Source organism: Streptomyces virginiae (assembly GCF_040638905.1).
Classification (GTDB): domain Bacteria; phylum Actinomycetota; class Actinomycetes; order Streptomycetales; family Streptomycetaceae; genus Streptomyces; species Streptomyces virginiae_B.
Genome location: NZ_JBEZYV010000031.1, coordinates 67,072 through 84,248, shown reverse-complemented (window position 1 = coordinate 84,248; position 17,177 = coordinate 67,072). Strand labels below are relative to the sequence as shown.

Below are 17,177 nucleotides of genomic sequence, written 5' to 3'. Positions count from 1 at the left end.
TCCGCAGCGAAAGAGGCCTCCGCTGGGGCGGCAGACCCCTACCCACCGCGGCCTGACCACCCAACCCGGCGAACCTTCCCGGTCACAGCACTAGGACCGCGAGATCGACCCCTCGGGACCAAGCGGCAACGCTTCAACCGAACCGAGCACCTGCGACAGGTTCCACCGGACATACACACCGAGTCCCGCCATCCCACCCACCTAAGCGCCTGCCCGACCTGCGCTGGGCGCTCTCTGGACAGGCAGCACGGGACGGTTAAGAGCGCGCAGCGCTGGGGCCACGGCCATCGATCCACCAGCCGACTCACGCACCGAACCGGCCTACGCGGCGGGTAGCTGCGTGCGACCTCCCCATTCTGCCGAGAGATACATATTCGAACGCCGCACCTATTGATCAGGCATGAATAATTCGCGACACGCGGAAAATGAGAGATCTGAATCCCCCAACTGCTGTAGCTGGTATGAGTCGCATCAGATTCCCCACAGACCTCACCAGCAACTCTAACCTCTGATCCGCCTGCCGATTTCGGCCAAAGATTATTCGAACAGTCCTGATCGACAGAAATGAACCGGGTGTCCATTGAACCCCGCGCCACCTGCGCTTACCCCGTCGCGATTTGCGACGTCTCCCGGCATGCGCCTGCGAGGTTTCTGTGTGCATGACGACCTATTTCCAGACGAGAACGTAATTCTGATTGCTGCACTCCTCGGCCACTCGCACTCTGAGCTGTCCATGCGTCGGCGGTTTGTGGCCGAAGGGGGAAGCGTTGTGACGGATGCGTTTAACGTGATGGAGGTCGCCTCCAGCGGTGCGGGGGTGCTGGTCGCCGAGATGGCGAGGACCAGCTGGCAGAGCGCCCGAGATGCGATGGCCCGCTTCTTCGGCCAGGGCGGGGAGGAATCGGTTTCCGCCGAGCTGCAGGTCCTCGATCTCCGCCACGCCAGGTTGGTGGAGAGCCCGGAGCACCAGCGTGCCGCCGTGTCGGAAGAGCTGCGCACCCAGGTGGCGATCCAGCTGGCGGCGTTCCTGATGAAGCACCCCGAGGCGGCAGCTGTCCTGCAGGCTCTGGTCACTGAGAGGACCAGCGAGGAGAGCGGGTCCGCCCCGCAGGTGACCGCGACCGGAAACACGAACTCGCAGGTCGTGGTGTCGAACGGGTCGATCGGGTCGGTCAGCTACAACAGCCCGGGGGTGGCCCGTTGACTGAGGTCAACCATTTCGGGCCCCAACGGTCAGAGCCTGAAGGCTCCAGCCCCGAGGTATCAACGGGTGAGGGTGACTTCACCGGAGCGCAGATCAAGGACTCCCCCGCGGTTGTGCCGACGAGTGGTGAGCTGAGTGAGCTGCTCCGGTCGGCAAACGTGAACGTAGCCAACCTCGACGGCTCAATCGTCGTCGTGGCCGGCGGCGACGTCGGCCACGTGAGCATGGACAGCAGGCAGACGCTTCCGGTAACGGATATCCCCGAGCTCGAGCTCAAGGCAGTCGAACTCGCTTGGGTGGGGCAGGGGCCACACGACGAACACCTGCCGACGGTCGCGGAGGCAGAAAGGCTGCTGAGGACAGCGGGGCCAGCCCTGACGGTCATCGCTGGTGCTCCGGGTCTGGGCAAGCGTTCCATCGGCTTGCGGACGGGTTGGCTCGTGGCTCACGATCCGCCGACTGCCGACGGCGAGCCTTTGCAGATGAAGGAGATCCGGCCCGACTGGGAGAAGCCGGAGGCCCCGGATGTCTCCTTGCTTCCCCAGAAGTCCGGCGTCGTGTACCTACTGGACGTCGCATCCGAAATCGAGGGTTGGGCGGACTCGGTTTCGACGGCCACCGCGCTGATCAAGCACGCTGAGAATCTCCGGCGGGCCAATTCGTACCTGGTTGTCATCGCCGATGAGCGGGGCTGGCCTGAGGAACAGTCGGGGGCACTGGGTGGGGTGCTCGTTCGCGCGAAGACAAGGCCGTCCCCTCACCGTGTGGCCGCGGAACATCTCAAGCACATCTATGACGTGCCGGATCGCGCTTCATGGATTGAATCCTTCCCTCCAGGTCCGCTGGCCCACCTGCTGACGAAGGGCACGAGTCCCGCTGACGCCGTGCGTCTGGCGGCGGTAGCGGCTGTCGTCGAGGACTCGGATGCCGGCCGCGAGACCGCCACCAACTCGTTCCAGCAGTGGAGCAAGCGGGTTGAGCAGGTCTTCACGACGACCCAAGAGCTTCCCGAGGACAGAGCTCTGCTCATTTCGGCCCTGTTCCTGAGGGGCGAGGAGGCAGTGACCGTCCAGGATCACGCTCGCCAGCTGCTCGGCGAAGATGCTGAGAGCAGCGTCCGCAAGATCTTGACCGGCCCAGATCTGACGACACGCCTCAGGGCGGTGGGCGCGACAGTCGCGGGGAGGTCCGTCTCCTTCGATGACAAACCGGGCTATGCCAGGGCTGTCCTGATTCACCTGTGGCACCAACGTCCCGATGTCCATGAACCGCTGCTCACATGGCTGGATGGACTCGTCGCCGCCAACACAAGCGCTGTCCGTCTGACCTCCATCACCGGACTCTTGGTTGATCTCGCCATCGCGGAGAATGACGTCAGCGCCGTCAACACGATCAAGGGCTGGATCAGCGACACCAGCAGCGAGCTCAACCTGGTCCTAATCGCTGGCGTGTTGGCCAAGGCTGCAGAGGCCGATGCCTTGGGCCCGCTCGTACGGAAGCGCCTCATCGACTGGGCCAGCAGTGACCAGGCGAGTGAAGCGGTCGCCAGGGTCATCGCCCTGGTCTGCCGGGGATCCCTCGCAGAGCACTACCCCTTGCAGGCACTCGCACGACTGCGCCACATCCTGCGCCGCCCAGAACGCGATACAGCGGTGCGTGAGGCAGAGGCATCCTTGCGGCACATGGCGACGGGGCTGGGCCAGCTGCCGCGCGTATGGGAGACGGTGTGCAAATGGGCGAAGGACAGCCGCTCGCTCGCGGGCGCCCGCGCATTCCTCTCCGTCCTTGACCCCGAGCCGGATCCCCAGGCCCTGCAGGTTCTTCTGGCTTCGGCACAGCAGGACCAAGAGGTCGCCGATGCCCTCGTCGAGGGCTGGACGGCGGCACTGGAGGAGCCTGGCGTCCATGACCAGTGTCGACAAGTTCTTCACGGCTGGGCTCGTGCCCGGGCTGCGGGCCACATCGACGCCAAGGCCGTGAAGGAGATCCTGGACCGGATCGTCGAGCGGCAGCTGTACACCTTGCCCATCTCCGATCTCATCTACGGGGTGGCTGGGGTTGCCTACGACGAGGCGATCATCGACCTGCGTAGGGACTTGAACTTCTTCAGTCGGCTGCCAGCTCGCGGCACCTTCGCGCCGGAGCCGTAGGTCGATGCCATGGGACAAGGAGTCGCCCAAGAGAGCGCGCAAGGCTTTGCATCGCCAGCTCGAGCGCATCGAGGCGCGATTACCCAGCCGTCACGACGGGATCACCTTTCATGCCGTGATCTCGGTACAGGTTCACGCAGAGCCTCCCTATCCGCGGGACGTGGGCGAACTCGCCACAGAGATCCGAATCAGCGCGCGGGATGCGGCCTCGCTGTTCCTTCGGGACCAGGAGGCCGTTGACCTCGCGGCGGTGCAGGACCTCGCCTCGCGCCATCTGCGGGGTAAGCGGCCGTTGCCTGCCGATCCGTCCATCACGTACAGCGCCAGCATCACGATCGGTTTGTCTGAACAGGATCAAACAGCTGTGGCTGCCCTGCTGGCGACACGACGCAACCAAGCCATCGAAGACGCAAGGTCGCGGCAGCGGACCGACGCTGCCGCCGCGCAGTACGCCCACCCTGCTGCAGTCCTGGCGCGGTGGCTCGACGCAGGTGCCATCGACTTGGCCAGTCCACCTAAGCAGCAAGATCTCGAAGCGATCAGCCGGATGTTCGCTCGGTACAGGCCGGAAGGGGCCCGTGACACCGAATACGAACTGCTGGAGATCTTGCGCGGCTTCCTGGACACGTTCTCCGCGCCATCACAGAAGGAGATGCTCTTCACGGTTCTGGCTGCCGGTATGCGCGGCGCACATCGACCCCAACACGCGGATCAGGTCGAGGCCCTGCGCGATCGACCCCTTCAAATGGCGACGGGCGACGTAGGGGCCGCACGAACCCAGCCCCCGGAGCCACTCACGTGAGGTGTCCTCATTGAGCACAGCAGTCTGGCGCTGGCTGCTTTCCCCCAGGACAAGCTGGCTAGCCCGGCGAATGGCAAAGGCCAGCAACGGCAACATTTCCTTCGATGTGGCATGGCGACGCTCACGCGTCCAGCGGCACCCTGATGAAGCCGTGTACCGAGCGGCTGGCCACCAGGCCACGCAAGCCGACACGGATGAGCCGGTCCTTGAGCCTCCTTCATCCACCTGAGGTTGGGCCGTCGGGGCCTACTACCTCCCCGACGGCCTTCCCCATACGTGCCGGTCGCCTGGCTCCTGATCACGTGGAGCCGCCCGCAGCCACCGGTACCCATCGCCCAAGCCCGCTCTGCCGGCACCATCCGAGTGGTGTACACCCCCCCGGCCTGGCGCCTTGCTATTTGAATAGCATTCATCAAAGGTGTGGGCATGAACGACGTCTACCTGCCGTGGCCCCGGTTCGACCGGCGGGCGTTCTTGCTGATCCTCGATGACCAGCGTCGACTACTTCTCTGTGGGGCGTGCTGTCGCGGCTGGACGGTGCCGCAGGTGCGGCTGGACACGGGAGCCGACTACCTCGGGCAGGCCGCCCGGTTTCTACGGCAGCGCTTCGGCGTCCATAGCCCGCGCTTCTCGGCCCTCTACGGGCTGCACCAGTCACGGCGGGAGGGGTTCTGGGAGTCCGACCGGAGAACCGCCTCCAGGGTATTCATCGTGCGCGTCACCGATAAGGAGTCGACTGCCGTGCAGTGCATGACCAGTTCCCATGCACTGTGGACGGTGACGCAGCTACGACGACGGCGCCGGGAAGTTTTCCCCGAAGGGGTGGTTCTATTGACCGCTGGATACATCGAAGGCTGGCTCCCGGATGGCCCGCTCGAGCTGTCGTGACCGGGACTCTCGCAGGACGTCATCGGCGCAGGTCGACGCCACCGCTGACTTGTATCGTGCACCGTCATTCGGTACCAAGCTCCACTCGGCAACCCAGGTCGTAGTGCACAGAAAATGATCTGGCTGGAGGCTGGCGTACGGGTCGGGCTGGGATGAGCCGGGTGGGTCCAGGATGTGCTTGCGGCGCAGGTCCGGGCCGAGAATCTCGGCGCCGGGACCGAGGCCCGGATGGGTGCTCCCGCTACACCACCCCGGCGCTCACCTCCGTACGCAGCCCGATGGCCGACGAGGCCACGGCCACGGTGCGGGTGCTCCTGGGTCTGATCGAGGGAGGAATCGGTGGCCATGCCGAACAATCTCGCGGTCCGCAGTTCGCCTTGACCACCTGTCCCGCCCTCGCGTCAACAGGGTCGGAGTGTCGTGCGCCCGCGACGCCGGACTCAGGCATGATCGAAGTCCCCTCGAGGTGTGGGAGCTGCGGTGGACGAGTCTGCTGTCTCGACCGAAACGCCAGGACCGCCCGCGGGCGGCGGTCGGAGGGACCGGATCCGCCGGTACGCAGCCGCGCGGATCATCCGCCCCGGTCTCGCGAGAGCGCCCTACGACAAGGCGATCCTCCTCGCCTGTGTGAGCCTGGCCAGCGGCTGTGTGGCCCTCCTCCTCCACGGTGTACCGCTGCTCGGGACTGAGGTGATCACCGGCAGCGGTGGGCGACGGCTTTCGCGCGCGGGGACCGTCGCCCTCTTCGTGACGCTCGCGACGGCCTTGTGGGCACTGGGCATCGCCTCGATCGCCGCACGGCGGGCCCGTTGGTGGCTGGCCGCTGTGGCCGTGACCTCGGCCGCCGTCGTCGGATGCCTCCACGTTAGGATCCTGCGCCTGGCAAGGATAGTGAGCCGCATCCTCACGCCCTTCCCCTCGGTGGACTTCGGCATTGTCACCGTGCCCCCGTGGGCCTTGTACGCGGCGGCCCTTTCGATGCTGGCGTCGGCGGCCGTGCTCCTGGTTCCACTGCGCCGGCTCACCGCCCACCCCGTGCGCTACGCGATGGTCGTGAGCGTTCCCGTGTGGTCGGCCCTGCTGCTGTGGGCGGGACTGTCACACGACCCCAATCCGTTGCCCTCCATCCTTAACGTCGGTGCCGAAGCCACGGAGCAGCTGACCGCACCTCCGTCGGCCGTCAGCCTGGACCTCCTCAGCAACTTCCTGTACATCTCCTTGCTGGGCGGTCTGGGTCTGTTCGCGCTGATCGCCGCGCCCGAGGTCGCCGACGCCAATGTCACCACGGCCCGGGCCGCGGCCCGGTGGCGACCCTCTCACGCCCACGGCGTGCTGGTGGCGCTCGTCTTAGGCAAGGCCGTCTTCCTGGGGTTCGGGTTCGCCGGGACGTTCGGCCACCGCGGAGGGAACCAGACCTGGGACCAAGGTGTGTGGGCCCAGTGGGCGCTCGTGGCGGTGCTCGTGCTCGCAGCCTGCCTCGTCTACGGGCGGACCCGTGCCCGGCCGCTCGCGTCTGGGCATCTGGGGCCGGTGACCGTACTGCTCGTCGTTGGTTTCGGTCTGCCCAGCCTGGTGATCGTCGCGCTGCCCTACTTCCAAGGTGTGGCCACCACGCTTCTTCCTGGTTTGTGGCAGGACCCGGTCACCAGCCATGTCCAAGATGCCATCCCCCACCTGATCCGCTTCTCCCCACTGGTGACCGTCGTGGCCACCGGCACGGTGGGGGCGGTCCTCCTCGCACGGGGGGCCCGGACGGACGGCGCGGTCCTCGCCGCGAGTTCGTGCCTGGTCGGTCTCCCCTTCGGCGTACAGCTCGCGCTGTGGGACGCCGGTGAGCGGGCCGGGCGCGCACTGATGTCGGTGACCCTGTTGGATACCGCAGTCACCCTCGCGGTGATCGTCGTGCTGGTGTACGGCGCAGTTCGCCGGCGCACACCTCAGCCCCACGACCTGCTCGTCGTGCTGCTCGCGTCGACCCTGCTGGCGTTCTCCCTGGAAGGGTTCATCCCGGAGACCGTCCAGTCGCAACTGTTCGCCTACGTCCTCCTCCTCCCGGTCGTCTGGCGGTTCGCCGTGGACACCCGCGACGAACAACGGCGACCTGTGGGCCGCGTCGTGCTGTCGATGGCGGCCTGGAGCATCCTGCTGGCGGTTAGCGCCCTCGCTCTCGCGGCGGGGTTCGACCAGGCGCAATGGAATACGGAGCAGCGCCCGCAGTGGCGTCTGATTGCCATTCCCCTGGCGTTTGTACTGCTGTGCTGGCGGGTGCCGGCGCCGGCTCGGCCGTCGCCGGGATGGCGAGCCGCACCGCCACCCAGTGACGATCGGACGGAGCCGGTGCGCGTCTACCTGCTGGGTGCGCTCGTCGGCCTGGTGCTGGTGGGCGCCACCGCCCAAGCCTTGGTGAGGTCGGTCGCGGTGCCCCAGGTCGAACGCGGCAGGTACCGCGTGTCTACGCCCCTGCCTGCGGGGTGGAAACCCGTCCCCTGCCCGAGCGCGCCCGATGCCGCGCCCGATGCCGAAGTCATGGCGCTGGTCCTACCTGTGGCCAACGTCGTTCCACTCAGGGATTCGGCGGCCGTCTTTGCCGGAAATGGCCGCACCGAAGCACTTCGCACCCAGCTCGAGAGATGCCCGGTGATCAACGCAGTGGTGAAGGGCGTTTGGACCGATCCCGGGTGTACCGGCGCCGCCTCGAAGGTGCTGCATGCCGCCGAGGTGGCCGGGATGAAGGGCGGTGAATACCGTATGGGTTCAGGGGTTATGCAGTGTGTGCGGTGGAAGGTAGGAAGCAGCGATCGCTTCATTGTGGCCTTCGATGGGGAGGCTCCGGACTCTGGACCACGTCCCACGGTCGTCGAAGCCATGCGCGGGATCACCTTCGAGGGGAGACGGTAGGGCCTAGGTGTGTGACTGCCGGAGCTTGATTACAGCGGGGTCTGGGTCTTCTGCTTGAGGCGTTCGTAGGGTGTCTGACCGCCGAGGGCGCCGTGGGGGCGGTGGTAGTTGTAGTAGTCCTCCCATTCGCGGAGCTTGTCGTTGAAGACGCCGGTGCCATCGATGACGATGCCGTCGAGCATGCGGTAGAACTCCTCGGCGTCTATGCGGTGGGAGCGTTCGACCTTGCCATTGAGGTGCGGTGATGCCGGTTTGATGTAGGTGTGGGCGATGTTCTTGTCGAGGACGTTCCAGTGGAAGGCGGACTGGAACTCGGCTCCGTTGTCGGTCTGGATCACCTCGACCCGGAAAGGCAGGCGCTCCAGGACGTAGTCGAGGAACTGGACGGCGGTCTTCTGATCGCATCGCGGGTAGACCCGCAGGACCCGCAGCCGGGTGCAGTCGTCGATCGCGGTGAACTGGTAGTACTTCGCTCGCCGCCACCGCTTGGGGAGGGCTGCGGTGACCGGCGCCGCGGCTGGGGTCTGTTCCGGGAGGCCGATCGGTTCGATGAATTTTACGTCGATCTGGACCCGGTTGCCGGGCTGCTGCTTCTCGTAGCGGGTGTAGCGCTGGGAGGCCGGCAGCCGGTTCATCCCGAGCTTCTTGAGGATGCGGTAGACGGCGGAACAGGCGATGTCGATGTCGTGGTACCGCTTGAGGTACATCTTGATCTTCATCGGGCCGAAGTGGTAGTACTGCCGGAGGTAGACGATCTTGTTGACGACGTCGGCCTCGGTGGCGTGCGGGCAGTGGTGGGGCTTGCTGGAGCGGTCCCGCAGGCCCTCGAGGCCCTCATCCTGGTATCGGCGCAGCCATTTGTCCGACTGATGCCGTAGTAGCGGCAGGTCAGCGCGACGTTCCCGGTGACTTCCTCGGCGTGGCGCAAGACCGCCAGGCGATGCTGGGCCTGACGGTCCCGCTGCTGTTGCAGCGAAGGGGGCATGGCAGATCTCCGTCGTTTCGAAGACCCATGTGTAACCAACGTCCGGCAGTTTTATACCTAGGCGGGGCAGGCCAGGCCCTCGGCCGCACCCTCTACGCGGGCTCCGCCCGCGCATCCGTCACGGCCCGTACCGCCGCCCTGATCGCCCTGGGGGCACCACCACGGCAGCTTGCGCTCATCGCGGGCCCCATGTCCCTACTCGTCGTCCTCGCGGTCCTGGCAGGCACCGTCCGCGGCAACGTCACCCTCCTTCAGTCCACCGCCGGCACCGATCGCTGGGGCACCACCCACTGCGGCCGCCTCTCCACCCTCCTCGGAGCCCCAGCCCACATCACCGCAGCCCTCGCCCCCTGGGCAGGTGCCGCCCTCGCCGGCCCCTTAGGCGGCTACCCGCACCTATTCGCATCCATGGTCGCCATCTCGCTCATCGCGACAGCACTGGCGGCCATACCCGCTAAGAAGGCTTTACTGACAGCGAATTGAGGGCTGCTGGACGGTAGATGATCCCGGCCTTCTTCCCGCTGTGAGCGGACGGCACCGCCAGACAGGGTTAGGGGTACATCTATGCACCACTGAGGCCCACCTATCCGGTGCTACTGGTGCTGGACCCGGACGGAGTTCACGGCACTGACCAGCCGATACCTTCCAACAGACAGCTATATAACGCCTCGTGGAGGCCGCTGGGGGGCGCGCCCTGTGAGCAAGCTATTCGCGTCACACCTCCTCACTGCTCAGGGGCAGGAGAGTCGTCTAACCGATCTGACTCAACGAGTTGAGCCAGTTGTTTTAACCGGTGAGCGAACAGACTCGGTCGCGAGCGACCGACTCCAGTCAAGATCAATCACCTATGCGCTACGGCTCCCAAAGGGCAGACGGAAGCCTTAGAGCACCCCTACTGTTTCCGCATGAGCCTGATCGACGGCGGCACGCCGTCCCCGGATTGGGTCGCCTTGGACATGGAGGCCATGCTCCGGGAATGCGACGGCACGATCGCCTCGAAGGACGATGAACTGCGTCGCCTGGAAGAAGCCATCGAGACGCTCAAAGGCAGGATGACCAAGGCCGCCGAGGAACGTCAACAGGCCTTCCTTGCCCGGCAGAAGGCACAACACGTGCTGGACAAGCTCCACGCCGCCATCGAAGAGGCCGCGGGCCTTCGAGCCACACGGGGGCACGGCTCCAGTCGACTCCGGATCGTGCCCCGCCTGACGGATCTCGCAGCTGCGCCCCCGGCCGAAGGCGAACTCGTCGCGGCGCCGGTCGCCCCGATCCGGATCGCGGGCCCTCGCTCAATCGCCGCAATGAAGGTGGTCAGCGGGGACCCACGCCGCTCATGGAGCGCAGGCGAGGTCGGACGGCTGCTCGAAGGCGAGACCAAGGGAGCGAACCGGCGCACGCGCTGCCTGCTGGACAACCTGTACAAGCTGTCCGCCCTTGAGAAGGTCTACAGCGCCGACGGCAAGCGAACGTACTACCGGCTCGCGGCCACATGGGAGGCCGCCTAGAGGCAGGCCCAACACAGGCGACCGCCGCCCCAAGCACGGCCGTAGTTGTCGAGGCCACACCGTGCGGGGGCGGCGGTCTCAGCGCGGCTCAGCCGCCATCTCTGACGCTAGCGGCAAATATTCGCCTGCGCGGGATGTTCGGCTAATTCCCCATTCCGGGAGGTCGAACGTGTATGCCTTTTCCGAAATCAGCTCTGCCCAGGCTCGCATTAATCTGTGCCCGGTCGCGCCTGCGGGGGGATCGGCTGCTGAACAACCCCGTTGTCATCCTTCGGCCAGTCCAGGTGCTGCGGCCACAGCATTACGCCCAGCTCGGCTTCCAGGCACCCCAACGTGAAGGCGTCAGACCAGGTCGTGCCCGCCAGGATGTTCGCAATGACCTGCCGGTTCACTCCAGCCCTGGCAGCGAGCACGTTGGCACTCACCTGCTGCCGCTCCATGGCTTCCGCCAGCGCCCGCGCAACCGCCTGGATGATCTGCGCCGCCCGGAAGTCGTCCATCACTGCGTACGGCCAGTTGGCGTCGAGCGCGTACTCGAACGGCTTCTTGTGGCGTCTCGTTCCTCCAGGCACGCGCCCAGTCTGACGGAAGGATCGCCGAGATGCGTACTCACACCGTGCATGCTACTTAAACAGCAGGGGCAAGCGCAGCCCCTCAACCGGATTCACTCGACAAGACCAGCCCCTCGGGACAGGGCCACGACACACAACGGAGGTGAGCGATGACGAGACGAGGACGTTCACAGCTGGGGTCGGACGAGCGGGAGCTACCCACCCACAAGATGCGATCCGACGAACAGCTTCGGGTGATCTGGGCTGCGTGCGCGAGTACCGACTCGTTCTTCAATGCCGCACGGCTCGCTGCGGCCACCGGCCTGGACGAGAAGAAGTGCGGCCTTGTGCCGACTTTCGTGTTCACGACTGGCCTGCTGGAGCCAGCGGGCGGGCACTTCTCGAGGTACCGACCCACGAAGAAGGCCAGCGCGATCGCCGCCGCCTGGGAGAAGAGCGAGGAAGCGGGCTTGCTGGCCCTCCGGGGCGCCTGGAAGGGGCAGTGGTTCGCCCGGGCGATGAGGGAGCGCCTCGGCTACGGACCGGTGCCGCGCGAAGGGTTGGTCGCCCGGCTCCTGATGAACGCCAACGCGGAAAAGCACCGCATGCGGCAGGCGGAGGTCCTGCTCGACTTGTTGGTAGGCGTCGGAATGGTCGTACCCGACGGAGACGGCTTCATGAACTGGCACGAAGGCCCGTGCTACCAAGGGGCGGAGCCGCCAGGCGCCGCTCGCGATGCACAGCTCTCGGTCGAAGTGGATCCCGATACAAGTCCGCCCGAACGGAGCCCCGAAGCCGTCACGGACGACGAACCTCCCGGTTCGGGTGCCCACGCTGCGCCGAAGACCACTTCCTCAGACGGGGAAGACGAATCGCCGAAGGCGTCCGTCCCCCGGCCCCGCCGCCGGGCTGACTCCACTGCCCGCACTGAATCGGCAGCGAACCTCTACGCCGATCTGGATCTGCTCGCCCTCTTCTGCCCGCCCGTGCTGCTCGCGGATCTGGTCCGCCTGAGCAAGGACGAGCTGCTGGAGCTACACGAGCACCTTCGCGGCATCGCCGCGCTGACAGCCAAGCTCAGGGGGCGCCCCGTCTCCTGACCTCACCAAAACGGTCCGGCAGCGCTTTCATCCCTTGGCCGGGTTGGCGCTGCCGGACCCCTCCTCCACCCATCGACCGGCGCGGCATGGCCGCGCGGAAGGGGCTTCGGCATGCCCTCACACAAGGAGAGGGACGCTGCCCACGGTAGCGCCCCCATGCAATGTGACGCGTGGGATTCACTCGCACGGCACAGGGCCGCAACGGTGAACCACCATGAGTAGGGCGACAGTCAAGGACGCACTGCTTCAGGTCTCCCGCGTCTGGCAGCGATTGGCCCAGGACGGCCTGATGAGCATCGGCACCGTGGACGAGTACATCGAAGTCTGCGAACGCCTGCTGGAATACACCCACGCGCAACAGATCACCTTCATCGACGAGATCACTCCGGCTCTCGCCGAGGCCTTCGTCAACGCCCCGGGACGCAACCGGCGCGGGATCGTCATCGAAACGCCAGCGGGAGGCACCCAGCGGCAGCGGCGCTCAGGAGTCGTCTCCCTGTTCGCCCATTCCCGAGCGCCCGGCCTGACCAAGGCCGCTCCACTGGTGGACTCCCGGCCCATTCCCCGCAGCCCGCGGGGGCCCAGCGCAGACCTCCAGCCCCAGGAAATCGCCCGGCTCCAGTTCCACTCCGAACGGGGCATGCCCGCCACCAGGCACTCCGCCCTCCTGGCACTCCTGCTTGCTGGGCTCTCCAGCGCCGAGACCGGCGCAGCATCCACAACCGACCTCGATCTCACCAACGGCACGGTGCATACACAGGGCGCGACCCACACCCTCGCCCGAACCTGCCCCCTCGACGCCTGGGGCATCCACGTGCTGACCCTCCGCACCGCCTACCTGGACGCGAAACGCCCCGGACCACACTGCCTGGTGGCCAGTGCCGGATCCTCTCCGAGTGTCGTGCAGTCCAGCGTCGGCGCCGGTTTCAGTGAGATTGCCCGGCGTAGCGGCTTGTCCACGATGGCTCGCAAGGTCGAGCCACGGGACGTCACCCGATACATCGCCCGACAGATCCTGAACGAGACCGGGCAGCTCTCCGAAGTCGCCCGCCGCCTGGGTCTGTCCTCCCTCGACGTGGCAGCCGGCCTGGCCGACCTGCAGTGGAACACGCCCCGGCGAGGCGATGCCTCGTGACCGCTCCCAGGAAGCGCAGTCGGCGCAAGGTAGTCAAGAGACGCCCGATTACGTCATGGGGTCCATCCCCGATGATGCCTTCGGCGCTGCCGCCGATCCCCTGCCGCCCAAGGGGCCAGAGGCGCCCCCTCTGACAATCACCAAGCGGTTCAAACACCTTCTGGACAACCCCGACCTCTACGCCGCTGTCAGCGCCCTGCCCTCACCGAGCAGGGTGGGCCGGCCCGCCATCCATCCGCCGATCGCCTATCTGGTGTTCCTCTGCTCCATTTCCCTGTTCGGCTCCGCCCGGTCCACCGCGTCCCACTTCGAGGAGGCCGAGTGGTGGGACGTCGTACGCCGAGGTGTCCGTACTCACATGGGCGATGAGGCCGCCGACGCTCTCCAGCCGACCGGGCCCACCCGGGGCCAGTGGAACTATTTCTTCCACGCGAAACTCAAGCCCGTCTTCGCCGACGTGCGTGACACCAGCCGCGAACTGTGGATCCAACAGGCCCTCGACCAAGGAATGATGAAGGAGTCCGGCAAGCGGGTCAGCCGGAGCTACCCCGAACGCCACCAGGTCATCCACGCAGACGCCACCGTCGCCTGCCCTCCTTCCTCGCAACGGCACCACACGACCGTGAACAAGATGACCGGAGAGATCCGCCGCCATCGGGTCGACGCCGACGCCAGTAACACCGTCGAAGGCGGCGGCACCACCGTCTACGGCAACAAATTCCTCTCCGCCGCCGTACGCCTCGCCAACACTCCCCACAGCCGAGTGATCCTGGGCATCCAGTCCATCCGGCACAAGTCAGCCAAGCGCGACCCGCACCGCGACGACGAGGGCACCGCCTTCATCAAGCTGGCCCGCTGCATCCTGGCTCGAGCCCCCGGCCTGCGCGCGATCACGTACGACACCGCCTTGCGTGGCGTTCACCGCGCACCCCTGATCGCGGACGGACTCGTCGTCTTCACCACCCAGCACAGTGGGCTCGCTCCCGAGTCCCTCCATCGCTACGAGTACGACGCGTGCCGCCACGACCTCTACGTCGCCGAAGGCCGCGTCTGTGAGCGGCGCATCACCGTCGACGGCGTCACCCACTACACCCCGATTCCCGTCGAGGAACTCGAGTGCAGGAAGGGCAAGCGCGTGCGCTACTACCACCGCGTGACCATCCAGTGCCCGATGCAGATCCACACCGAGCACATCCGGGTCGACGAAACCGAGGAGGACCGGCAGATCGACCCGTCAACAGGGCGGCAGCGGTTCAATCGAACCGAGCACCTGCGTCAGGTGCCCCCTGACACCCACGCCGGCCGCCGCCTGAAGGGCTTTCGCCAGGACAGCGAGTCCCAGCACTCACGCTTCGACCAGAGCTACCCGCACAAGCGGGTCCCTGCCTACGGTGCGAACGCCGCCCTGCTCATCTACATCGGCTACGCCTGGCTCAGTAACTCCGCCACCCGCGCCTTGATCAACCACGCCTCCGCAGCATGATCCTCCTGCCCCCCCCTGTCGCACCCGCCTGGAAGCGCAGGCGCCATAGATTGCAGATGCGGATCAAGCACCACCCGCTACACTGACCGCGGTGGCCAGGCCTCACAGCCAGGTCTCCGCGCGCTGCCGTAAGCCCGTCTGGATCATCGCGTCTACCCGGACCGATTTTCAGACACGTTTTCCGACAGATCCCCGCCTTCGTAGCTCAGGGGATAGAGCACGGCTCTCCTAAAGCCGGTGTCGCAGGTTCGAATCCTGCCGAGGGCACAGTCGAGGACCCCGCCGTCGAACGGCCCGGGGTCCTCTTCGCGTTGTACGGGCTTCAGCGGACGCGGCGCGTGCAGGAGCCGGGGGTCGGCGGTCCGCCCCGGTGGCCGTCCCGGGCGGGAAGGGGCTCGGTCGCCGGCGGCGACGCGGGGCCCGGGAGCACGACGCGGGCCTCGGCGCCGCCCTCCTCCCGGTTGCGGAAGGCGAGGGTGGCGCCGAGGACCCGGGCCTGCCCGACGGCGATGGTCAGGCCCAGCCCGTGGCCCTTGTTCGTGCCCTCCGTGCGGAACCGCTGCGGTCCGGTCGTGATCAGGTACTCCGGATAGCCCGGCCCCGCGTCGGTCACCGTCACGACCGGACCGTCCACCGTGACCGTGACCGGGGCGGCGCCGTGGTTGTGGGCGTTGGCGACGAGGTTGCCCAGGATCCGCTCCAGGCGGCGCCGGTCCGTCTCCACCCGCGGGGAGGCGAGCACCGTCAGGGCGGTGTCGGTGCCGGACGCGCGGATCGTACGGGCCGCCAGGTCGGCCAGGTCGTAGGAGTCCAGTTCCACGCGTTCGCTGCGCGTCTCCAGCCGGGAGATCTCCAGCAGGTCCTCGGTGAGCGCGCGCATCGCCTGCACCCGGTCCCGTACGAGCTCGGCCGGCCGGCCCGGCGGCAGGAGCTCGGCGGCCGCGTTCAGGCCGGTGAGCGGGGTGCGGAGCTCGTGGGCGACGTCCGCCGTGAAGCGCTGTTCCGCCTCCAGCTTGCCCTGGAGGGACGAGGCCATGGTGTCCAGGGCCCGGGAGACAGCCGCGACCTCGTCCTTGTGGCGGGGTCTGTCGCCGACCCGGGCGTCCAGGTCGCCGGCGCTGATCCGGCGGGCCACCTGCGCGGTGACGTGCAGGCGCCGGGTGATTCGTGTGACGCCGACCGCGCCGATGAGGAGGGTGACGCCGATGGCGAGGCCCGAGGAGCCGAGGATCGCCCGGTCGAGGTCGGCGATGGTGCGCTCGGCCCCGCGGAAGTCCACCGACACGGCGATCGCGCTGCCGTGCTCGGCGGGCGCGGCCGCCCACATCACGGGCCGCCCGCGGTGCCTGCCGACAGCCGTGCCGCGCTTCCCCTCGCGTGCGAGGGCGCGCAGCTCCGGGGGCAGGCCCGAGGGGGCGATGCCCTCGCCGCGCGGCAGGCGCGCGCCGTCCTCGTAGGCCTCGATGGACCGCTCCAGCTTCAGGAGCGCCTTCTCGCGCGCCGTGCCCACGGTCTGGCGGGTCATGGCGCCGTGCACGAGGCAGCCGAGCAGCGCGGCGAGCCCGCAGCACATCAAGGTGATGAAGACCGCGGCCTTCCAGGTCAGGGTCGAGGTCCAGGCGGGCAGCCGCGGGCGCGGCCGCAGCCGCGCTCTGCGCTGCATTTCGTACATGGTCAGGTCACGGTAATGCGCCCGCCCGGACGGGCGAGCGGCGGGATCCGGCCGGATCCCGCGAGATCCAGCCGGATCGAGCCGGATGGAGCCGGGGCCGGCCGGCGGGCCGCCCGGCGCGGAACCCGAAACGGAACCCGAAGCGGAACCCACAACGGAGGCGGAAGCGGATGCGGGGGACGGAGGCGGGGGCGGCCGCTTCGGCCGGAACCGGGGGCGGCCGCTCCGGGGGTGCCCCGCTCCGGCCGGAACCAGGAGCCCCCGCTCCGGCCGGGCCCTGCGGCGGCGTCAGGACGCACGCAGCCCTCCCGGCCGGAGCCGGAAGGGCTGCGCCACCACGGATGTGCCTTCTCGCGAGGGGATGTCTTGTCGATCAGGCCGGATCAAGGGGCGGGGTCTGGTGCCACGGGGCCCCCCGGGCCCGCAGGACGGAGGGGAAGCATCGCGAGGCGGACGAGGGAGGCGACGCGGAGCGTCGTCGACCGAGGACAACGCGGCGAGGTGCGGTGCCGGGCGCCGCGAGCCCGGCCTGATCGGCGAGACACCCCCAGGGGATCAGCTCAGGCCACTGCTGCGTTCGCCGATGCGGTCGCCCTGCGGAGTTCCGGCCCGCTTGAGAGCGGCCTTCGTGTGCGGTCCGCCCTTGACCTTGCTCCGTACAGGACCGTCGAAGCCGTGACCCGGGGGGCGCGGGGGCTGCGAAGCCTCCTGCGCCTTGGCGATGGCCGCCCGGACGTCCCGCTTCTGCTCTTTGTTCATCCCGTCGTCAACTCCCTCAGGAAGCACCCAATCGGACTACTGGGA

The 17,177-nt window shown here is 67.5% G+C and carries 12 protein-coding genes, 1 tRNA gene and 1 pseudogene; 10 read left to right on the top strand and 4 right to left on the bottom strand.

The genetic code is table 11. The features are described 5' to 3' along the window. The first annotated feature begins 769 nt into the window (after positions 1-769). From AB0F82_RS30600 to AB0F82_RS30580, 5 genes are all read left to right on the top strand, one after another. Positions 770-1,204, top strand: a complete 435-nt coding sequence (locus tag AB0F82_RS30600; protein ID WP_362633200.1) for a hypothetical protein — start codon at positions 770-772, stop codon at positions 1,202-1,204. Between the two features lie 158 nt (positions 1,205-1,362). Beyond that, positions 1,363-3,354, top strand: coding sequence for a hypothetical protein (locus AB0F82_RS30595; protein WP_362633198.1), 1,992 nt, complete (start codon positions 1,363-1,365; stop codon positions 3,352-3,354). Between the two features lie 4 nt (positions 3,355-3,358). Beyond that, positions 3,359-4,156, top strand: a complete 798-nt coding sequence (locus tag AB0F82_RS30590) for a hypothetical protein (protein ID WP_362633195.1) — start codon at positions 3,359-3,361, stop codon at positions 4,154-4,156. A gap of 426 nt (positions 4,157-4,582) precedes the next feature. Beyond that, on the top strand, positions 4,583-5,044 hold the full coding sequence (locus AB0F82_RS30585; RefSeq protein ID WP_362633193.1) for a hypothetical protein: 462 nt from the start codon (positions 4,583-4,585) through the stop codon (positions 5,042-5,044). Between the two features lie 480 nt (positions 5,045-5,524). After that, complete coding sequence (locus tag AB0F82_RS30580; protein ID WP_362633191.1) at positions 5,525-7,942, top strand: hypothetical protein; 2,418 nt, start codon at positions 5,525-5,527, stop codon at positions 7,940-7,942. 29 nt (positions 7,943-7,971) lie between these two features. Here AB0F82_RS30580 and AB0F82_RS30575 read toward each other — a convergent pair. Next, positions 7,972-8,927, bottom strand: a pseudogene (locus AB0F82_RS30575) (IS481 family transposase). Between the two features lie 905 nt (positions 8,928-9,832). Between AB0F82_RS30575 and AB0F82_RS30565 the strand changes: the two are divergent. Further along, positions 9,833-10,432, top strand: a complete 600-nt coding sequence (locus AB0F82_RS30565; protein WP_362633187.1) for a hypothetical protein — start codon at positions 9,833-9,835, stop codon at positions 10,430-10,432. Between the two features lie 209 nt (positions 10,433-10,641). Here the strand turns inward: AB0F82_RS30565 and AB0F82_RS30560 are convergent, their stop codons facing one another. After that, positions 10,642-11,004 carry a helix-turn-helix transcriptional regulator gene (locus tag AB0F82_RS30560; RefSeq protein ID WP_362633185.1) on the bottom strand — a complete coding sequence of 121 codons (363 nt, stop codon included), beginning with the start codon at positions 11,002-11,004 and terminating at the stop codon, positions 10,642-10,644. Positions 11,005-11,213: 209 nt separating this feature from the next. On the opposite strand from AB0F82_RS30560, the gene AB0F82_RS30555 reads away from it, so the two are divergent. From AB0F82_RS30555 to AB0F82_RS30540, 4 genes are all read left to right on the top strand, one after another. Then, entirely contained in the window at positions 11,214-12,083 is an 870-nt protein-coding gene (locus tag AB0F82_RS30555; protein ID WP_362633182.1) for a hypothetical protein, read from the top strand. 214 nt (positions 12,084-12,297) lie between these two features. Beyond that, the gene (locus AB0F82_RS30550) at positions 12,298-13,218 is read left to right on the top strand and encodes a hypothetical protein (protein WP_362633179.1); all 921 of its coding nucleotides are present in this window, start codon (positions 12,298-12,300) and stop codon (positions 13,216-13,218) included. 55 nt (positions 13,219-13,273) lie between these two features. Continuing rightward, complete coding sequence (locus AB0F82_RS30545) at positions 13,274-14,701, top strand: hypothetical protein (RefSeq protein WP_362633176.1); 1,428 nt, start codon at positions 13,274-13,276, stop codon at positions 14,699-14,701. Between the two features lie 194 nt (positions 14,702-14,895). After that, a tRNA-Arg gene (locus AB0F82_RS30540) sits at positions 14,896-14,968 on the top strand. A gap of 55 nt (positions 14,969-15,023) precedes the next feature. Here the strand turns inward: AB0F82_RS30540 and AB0F82_RS30535 are convergent. Then, positions 15,024-16,364, bottom strand: coding sequence for an ATP-binding protein (locus AB0F82_RS30535; RefSeq protein ID WP_362633173.1), 1,341 nt, complete (start codon positions 16,362-16,364; stop codon positions 15,024-15,026). Between the two features lie 564 nt (positions 16,365-16,928). Then, positions 16,929-17,132, bottom strand: coding sequence for a hypothetical protein (locus AB0F82_RS30530; RefSeq protein WP_356812713.1), 204 nt, complete (start codon positions 17,130-17,132; stop codon positions 16,929-16,931). Positions 17,133-17,177 lie beyond the last annotated feature (45 nt).

Bases quoted from the DNA above. Each gene is read 5' to 3' on its own strand.
- AB0F82_RS30590 (WP_362633195.1), top strand. From the start codon at position 3,359: ATGCCATGGGACAAGGAGTCGCCCAAGAGAGCGCGCAAGGCTTTGCAT.
- AB0F82_RS30585 (WP_362633193.1), top strand. From the start codon at position 4,583: ATGAACGACGTCTACCTGCCGTGGCCCCGGTTCGACCGGCGGGCGTTC.
- AB0F82_RS30565 (WP_362633187.1), top strand. From the start codon at position 9,833: ATGAGCCTGATCGACGGCGGCACGCCGTCCCCGGATTGGGTCGCCTTG.
- AB0F82_RS30555 (WP_362633182.1), top strand. From the start codon at position 11,214: ATGCGATCCGACGAACAGCTTCGGGTGATCTGGGCTGCGTGCGCGAGT.
- AB0F82_RS30550 (WP_362633179.1), top strand. From the start codon at position 12,298: ATGAGTAGGGCGACAGTCAAGGACGCACTGCTTCAGGTCTCCCGCGTC.
- AB0F82_RS30545 (WP_362633176.1), top strand. From the start codon at position 13,274: ATGGGGTCCATCCCCGATGATGCCTTCGGCGCTGCCGCCGATCCCCTG.
- AB0F82_RS30535 (WP_362633173.1), bottom strand. From the start codon at position 16,364: ATGCAGCGCAGAGCGCGGCTGCGGCCGCGCCCGCGGCTGCCCGCCTGG.
- AB0F82_RS30530 (WP_356812713.1), bottom strand. From the start codon at position 17,132: ATGAACAAAGAGCAGAAGCGGGACGTCCGGGCGGCCATCGCCAAGGCG.